This window comes from Streptomyces sp. GC420 (genome assembly GCF_009916105.1).
Taxonomy (GTDB): Bacteria; Actinomycetota; Actinomycetes; order Streptomycetales; family Streptomycetaceae; genus Streptomyces.
Genome location: NZ_JAAAXQ010000422.1, coordinates 1 through 6,252, shown reverse-complemented (window position 1 = coordinate 6,252; position 6,252 = coordinate 1). Strand labels below are relative to the sequence as shown.

General features: G+C 72.5%; 6 protein-coding genes. 1 reads left to right on the top strand and 5 read right to left on the bottom strand.

Going from position 1 to position 6,252, the window contains the following annotated elements:
- The 4 genes from GUY61_RS32980 to GUY61_RS32965 all read right to left on the bottom strand — a co-directional run.
- Positions 1-292 (bottom strand): zf-HC2 domain-containing protein (locus GUY61_RS32980; protein ID WP_208106755.1); only part of this gene is annotated, 292 nt, incomplete at its 3' end.
- Positions 289-846: an RNA polymerase sigma factor gene (locus GUY61_RS32975; RefSeq protein WP_166633993.1), complete on the bottom strand. Its 558-nt coding sequence runs from the start codon at positions 844-846 to the stop codon at positions 289-291. The genes GUY61_RS32975 and GUY61_RS32980, both read right to left, overlap by 4 nt.
- 25 nt (positions 847-871) lie before the next feature.
- A complete protein-coding gene (locus tag GUY61_RS32970) occupies positions 872-1,924 on the bottom strand; it encodes a DUF3626 domain-containing protein (protein WP_166633992.1) in 1,053 nt (350 codons plus the stop codon).
- Positions 1,925-1,979: 55 nt separating this feature from the next.
- Entirely contained in the window at positions 1,980-2,585 is a 606-nt protein-coding gene (locus tag GUY61_RS32965; protein ID WP_243766923.1) for a Uma2 family endonuclease, read from the bottom strand.
- Positions 2,586-2,787: 202 nt separating this feature from the next.
- Here GUY61_RS32965 and lon point away from each other — a divergent pair, with 202 nt between their 5' ends.
- Positions 2,788-5,202, top strand: coding sequence for an endopeptidase La (lon, locus tag GUY61_RS32960; RefSeq protein ID WP_166633991.1), 2,415 nt, complete (start codon positions 2,788-2,790; stop codon positions 5,200-5,202).
- 177 nt (positions 5,203-5,379) lie between these two features.
- Here lon and GUY61_RS32955 read toward each other — a convergent pair whose 3' ends face one another.
- Positions 5,380-6,210 (bottom strand): lysozyme, encoded by an 831-nt coding sequence (locus GUY61_RS32955; protein ID WP_166633994.1) that lies wholly within the window; start codon positions 6,208-6,210, stop codon positions 5,380-5,382.
- Positions 6,211-6,252: the final 42 nt, after the last annotated feature.

Genomic DNA, 6,252 nt, shown 5'->3' with positions numbered 1-6,252 from the left:
GTTCGGTTCCGGCGGCGGCGCGGGCCGCGGCGGGCCGGGCCGCCGGAACGGGGGCCGTGGCCGGGGTTTCGCGGGAGACGGCGGACGCCTGGGTGAGGAGCGCCGCGCGGACCTCGGCGAGCACCGGACCGGCGTCGGGCACGGCACGCACGGCGGCGGAGACGAGCGCCGCGCAGGCGGAGCAGGACTCGATGTGGAGCTCGACCGGCCGGGCGTCGGCGTCCGGCAGGGAGCCGTCCGCGTAGCGCGCGGCCAGCGCACCGTCCACGTGCCGGGTTCTCGTGGCTCTCATGCAGTGCCTCCCAGCAGTTCCAGGGCCGTGCGGAGCTCCCGGCGGGCCCGCAGGGCACGGCTCTTGACGGTGCCCTCGGGTATGCCGAGCAGGCGCGCGGCCTCACGGGTACTCAGTCCGTCGACGACGGTGGCGCGCAGGACCTCGCGCAGTTCGGGGGAGATCCCGTCGAGCGCGGCGCCCACGTTCCCGTACTCCAGGCCGGCGAGCACGCGGTCCTCGGCCGAGGGCGCGGCGGCCTGCGGTTCGTGGGTGAGGCGCCGGGCGCGCTCCTGCGCCCGGCGCGCGTCGACGAGCCGGCGGGCCGCGATGGTCCACAGCCAGCCCCCGGCCTCCCCGCCGCGGTGGGTGCCCGCGGAACGCCACACCGTGACGAAGGTGTCCTGCAGCACTTCCCGTACGGTCTCGGGGTCGGCGCAGCGGCGCGTCAGGCGCGCGTGCAGCCAGCCCGCGTGCCGGTCGTACAGCGTGCCGAGCGCGCCGGAGTCCCCCTCGGCGACGGCCCGCAGCAGCGCCGCGTCGTCGCTCTCCCGGTCCTCCCGGTCACCCCTCATGGGGCGGAACAGTCTCACGCACCTTCTATCGGAGGGCGGGCCGTCCCCGGTTCACGGTGGTGTGCCAGAGCTGCTTGAGGTGCTGGAGAGTCTCGGGACCGGCGCCGGTCCGGTCGGCCGCGGCCAGGCCGATGGCGTGAGCGGTGACGGGGCCGCCGTCCGCGTAGTCGCGGGAGACCAGGGCGGCCAGGGGCGGGATGGCGGGGCCGCGGAACTCCTCGTCGACGTCCGCCGGGTCGAGTGCGAAGCCTGGGTGCCGTTCGAGGGCGATGCCGAGGCGGGCGGCCGTCCCTTCCAGCAGGGCGCCGGCGTCCGTGCCCGCGAAGCTCGGGTCGAGGACCAGGGCCTCTGCGTCCCGAGCCAGGTCGATCGTGCCGTGCACCTGGGCCTCTATGTAGTGGTCGAGGGCCCGTCCGTGCTCGGTCCTGATGGCGGCGTGCGGCAGCGCGCGAATGGTCCCGGCGAGGTCGGGACCCGCCACGCCGTTCTTCCAGCCTTCCTCGGCGGCGCACTCGGACAGCCCGGCCAGCACGCAGAGGAAGGTGTCCGCCGTGCCGGTGTCCTTGGGCCCGAGGTGGCTGTCGCCGAGGGTGAAGGTGGCCCGCTCGTTGACCTGAGGCCGCAGCCGCACATGGCAGGAACCGAAGCGGGGGCAGGCACCGTCCGGGTGGCCGCGCAGATTGAGGCCGCCGTACTTCGGCCGGTCCCCGGCCGCCACGCCCGCCGTGTGGTATGCCGCGCCGAACAGGGCCTCCTCCCAGCGGTCCCGGTCCCCGCCGGGGTACGCGCTCAGGCCGCCGTTGGAGACCCCCGTCTCGTACTGGCTGCGGTACCGCCCGTCCCGGGCCAGGGACTCGGCGACGGTCAGGCCCCCGGGAAGCAGCCGGTCCGGGTGGAAGTTGAGGGTGATGCGGCCGTGCTCTCGCACGAGGGCGCAGAGTTCCTCTTGACCGGGGCTGGGGCCGGAGAGCCGCCCGAGCCGGGCGAGCGCTTCGTCGTGGCGGTCGCGGGCCGTCGCGCGTACGTGGGCCAGCGCCGCGGTCTGAGCGGCGGTCAGCCGGACCGGCGGTGGGGTCATGGCCGCAGTATGAGGGCAGGACGCGCGCTCGAGCGAGAATTCACACGGGTCCGCGTCAGCGGACCCCGGTCAGATCGACATCGACGGGGAACGGGACGTCCAGCGTCAATCGGTTGCGGTGGACGCCCGCCGCGGCGTAGGAATCCGTGGCGGCGTCGAGTTCGCAAACGTATACGACGGGCAGTCCGTCGGACTTCTCCACGCGCCAGAAGTGTTTGATGCCCGCCTCGGCGTACTTGCGCGGTTTGACCTTGCGGTCGCGCTCTTCGGAGTCCTCGGAGACCACCTCGACGGCCAGGACGACATCGCGGGGTTCGTACCAGGTCTGCTCCGGGCCGGTGAGCGCCTTTTCCGGGACGACCATGAGATCCGGCTCCGGCCGGTCCCGCTTGCCGAGCCTGGTCGTCATCTCGCGGACGACGACCAGGCCTTCCGGTACGCAGTCCAGCAAGGCGTTCTCCAGCAGGCGCAGCGTCGCCATGTGGAAGTAGGTCTGCGGACTCGTGAAGAACAGTCCCCCGTCGATCAGCTCGGTGTGCGGCGGGAGCCCCGGAATCCGGTCGAGGTCGTCCGCGGTCCACCCGCCGACGGGGGGCGTCGGAAACATGTACCGCTCTTCCCGGTCGTCCTCGGCTGCGGCACTCATCATCAGCGCTCCCATGCGTCGGAGTCTGCCCGGCACGGTCAGCGTACCCAGGAGGAACGGGCAGACGTCCGCCGGATGGATGACGGCCGCTTGCGTTGTTGACCTCTGTGGCGGGCTCATGAAGGTGATCGCTGACAGCGAACTCGGCTCGGGGAACATGTGACGGCTCACAAGCATTGAGTGCACATAGCTCAACTTGACTGCCGAAGGGGAGATCATGGCTTCGACGTCCACTACGCTCACCCTGCCCGTGCTGCCGCTCGACGACGAGGTGGTGCTGCCCGGAATGGTGGTGCCGCTGGACCTTTCCGAGAACGACGTACGCGCCGCGGTGGAGGCCGCCCAGGCCGCCGCGGGCCCGTCGGGCGGCAAGCCGCGGGTGCTGCTGGTGCCGCGCATCGACGGCACGTACGCCGGGACGGGTGTGCTGGGGACGGTCGAGCAGGTCGGCCGGCTCTCCGACGGCGACCCCGGCGCGCTGATCCGCGGCCACAGCCGCGTGAAGATCGGCGCCGGGACGACCGGCCCCGGCGCCGCGCTCTGGGTGGAGGGCACACGCGTCGAGGAGATGCTGCCCGACCCGCTGCCCGGTGCCGTGGTCGAGCTCGTCAAGGAGTACAAGGCGCTGGCCGCCAGCTGGCTGAAGAAGCGCGGTGCCTGGCAGGTCATCGACCGCATCCAGGGCATCGACGACATCTCGGCCCTCGCCGACAACTCCGGCTACTCGCCGTTCCTGACCACCGAGCAGAAGGTGCGGCTGCTGGAGACCGCCGACCCGGTGCCCCGCCTCAGGCTCGCCAAGCAGTGGCTCGGCGAATACCTCGCCGAGCAGGACGTGGCCGAGTCCATCGCCAAGGACGTCCAGGAGGGCGTCGACAAGCAGCAGCGCGAGTTCCTGCTGCGCCGTCAGCTGGAGGCGGTCCGCAAGGAGCTGAAGGAGCTGAGCGGCGAGAGCGGCGACGACGACTCCGGTGACTACCGGGCACGGGTGGAGTCCGCCGACCTGCCGGAGAAGGTCCGCGAGGCGGCCTTGAAGGAGGTCGACAAGCTGGAGCGGACCGGCGACCAGAGCCCCGAGGTCGGCTGGATCCGCACCTGGCTCGACACGATCCTCGAAATGCCGTGGAACGAACGGACCGAGGACCAGTACGACATCAGGGGCGCCAAGGAGATCCTGGACGCGGAACACGCGGGCCTGGACGACGTCAAGGAGCGGATCACCGAGTACCTCGCGGTGCGCAAGCGGCGCGCCGACCGCGGGCTCGGCGTCGTCGGCGGACGCAGGGGCGGCGCGGTGCTCGCGCTCGTCGGCCCGCCCGGCGTCGGGAAGACCTCGCTCGGCGAGTCCGTCGCGCACGCCATGGGCCGCAAGTTCGTCCGCGTCGCGCTCGGCGGCGTACGGGACGAGGCGGAGATCCGCGGCCACCGGCGTACATACGTCGGCGCGCTGCCCGGCCGGATCGTGCGGGCCGTCAAGGAGGCCGGCTCCATGAACCCGGTGGTACTCCTCGACGAGATCGACAAGGTGGGTTCCGACTTCCGGGGCGACCCGGCCGCCGCGCTCCTCGAAGTCCTCGACCCGGCGCAGAACCACACCTTCCGGGACCACTACCTGGAGGTCGAACTCGACCTGAGCGACGTCGTCTTCCTGGCCACCGCCAACGTCCTGGAGGCCGTCCCCGAGGCGCTGGCCGACCGGATGGACATCGTCCGCCTCGACGGCTACACGGAGGACGAGAAGATCGTCATCGCCCGTGACCACCTGCTCCCGCGTCAGCTCGACCGGGCGGGCCTGGAGAAGGACGAGATCCTCATGGAGGAGGGCGCGCTGCGCAGGCTCGCGGGCGAGTACACCCGCGAGGCGGGCGTACGGAACCTGGAGCGTGCCGTCGCACGGCTGCTGCGCAAGATCGCGGCCCAGCACGAACTCGGTGAGCGGGAACTGCCGTACACGGTCACGGAGGGCGACCTGCGCGGCCTGATCGGGCGGCCGCACCACGTGCCCGAGTCCGCGCAGGACCCGGCCGAACGCCGCACCGCGGTGCCCGGTGTGGCCACCGGTCTCGCGGTCACCGGGGCGGGCGGCGACGTCCTCTTCGTCGAGGCGTCCCTCGCCGACCCGGAGACGGGCGCGGCGGGCCTGACGCTGACAGGTCAGCTCGGCGACGTGATGAAGGAGTCGGCGCAGATCGCGCTGAGCTTCCTGCGCTCGCACGGCGCGGAACTGGAACTGCCGGTCGCGGACCTGAAGGACCGCGGCGTGCACATCCACTTCCCGGCGGGCGCGGTCCCCAAGGACGGACCGAGCGCGGGCATCACGATGACGACGGCACTGGCCTCGCTGCTCTCGGGCCGGCCGGCGCGGACGGACGTGGCGATGACCGGTGAGGTCTCGCTGACCGGGCGGGTGCTGCCGATCGGCGGGGTGAAGCAGAAGCTGCTGGCCGCGCACCGCGCCGGGATCACCACGGTGGTGATCCCCAAGCGGAACGAGGCCGACCTGGACGACGTCCCGGCGGAGGTCCTGGAGAAGCTCCGGGTCCACCCCGTGACGGACGTCCGGCAGGTCCTGGAGATCGCGCTGAGCACGGCGGGCGGCGAAGCGGCCCCCAAGGTCCCGGCCGCGGCGTGACGGCCGCCGCCGGGTGACGCGGACGGCCCCCTTCCGGTGAGGGAAGGGGGCCGTCCGCCATCCCCATGGCGGTGCGGACCGTGTGCCGTTCGCGCCCGTGCTCCCGCCGCGCGGGTGTCACCCTCCACGGGTGCTCCCGCTCCACGGGCGGGCCGGGCCGGTCCCGGTCGGCCGGGTCTAGCCGTTCGCGAGCGCCTGGAGCCGGTCGTAGGCCCCGTTGAAGAGGTTGTGGTCGCCGACGGTGGGGCCGGAGGAGGTGTACTGCCAGAACGTGTAGTAGCTCCAGCCGGCCGGCAGGGTGCCGGGTGAAGAGGCGTAGCGGGCGATCCACAGAGGGCTGGTGGCGGCGAAGCCGCTGTAGTCGCCGGTGCAGGTGGTCCACCAGTCGGTGGTCGTGTAGATCACCGCGTCCCGGCCGGTACGCGCCTTGTACGTGGCGAGGAATTCGCCGATCCAGCCGACCATCGCGCTCTGGGACTTGCCGTAGCAGGTGGCGCCGTAGGGGTTGTACTCGATGTCGAGGACGCCGGGCAGCGTCTTGCCGTCCCCCGACCAGCCGCCGCCGTGGTCGACGAAGTAGTTCGCCTGGTTGGCGCCGCTGGAGTCGTTGGGCGTGGCGAAGTGGTAAGCCCCGCGGATCATGCCGATGTTGTACGAGCCGTTGTACTGCTGGCTGAAGTACGGGTTGGTGTAGTAGTTGCCCTCGCTCGCCTTGACGTAGGCGAAGCGGACCCCGCTGTTCCAGAGCGTGGACCAGGAGACGTTGCCCTGGTGGCTGCTGACGTCGACGCCCTCGACGGAGGCGAGCGGGGCGATGGTGCGGGGCGGGTTCCCGTCGGTGGTGTCCTCGCCCTCGTGGGCGGGGATGGTGGAGCCCATCCAGGCGGAGCCGCGCGCGGGCGTGCGGGCGTGGCCGGACGTGTCGGCTGTGCCCCCCGCGTCTGCCGCATGCGCCGAGGCGGTGCCCGCGACGGGCAGCGCGAGCAGGAGCAGGAGGGCGAGGAGCAGCGGGCGGACGGATCGCGGCCAGGACCGGGGGCGGGTCCCCGG

What these genes read in the sequence shown, in the direction of transcription:
- lon (WP_166633991.1), top strand. Translation starts at nt 2,788, where the DNA reads ATGGCTTCGACGTCCACTACGCTCACCCTGCCCGTGCTGCCGCTCGAC.
- GUY61_RS32965 (WP_243766923.1), bottom strand. Translation starts at nt 2,585, where the DNA reads ATGGGAGCGCTGATGATGAGTGCCGCAGCCGAGGACGACCGGGAAGAG.
- GUY61_RS32970 (WP_166633992.1), bottom strand. Translation starts at nt 1,924, where the DNA reads ATGACCCCACCGCCGGTCCGGCTGACCGCCGCTCAGACCGCGGCGCTG.
- GUY61_RS32975 (WP_166633993.1), bottom strand. Translation starts at nt 846, where the DNA reads ATGAGGGGTGACCGGGAGGACCGGGAGAGCGACGACGCGGCGCTGCTG.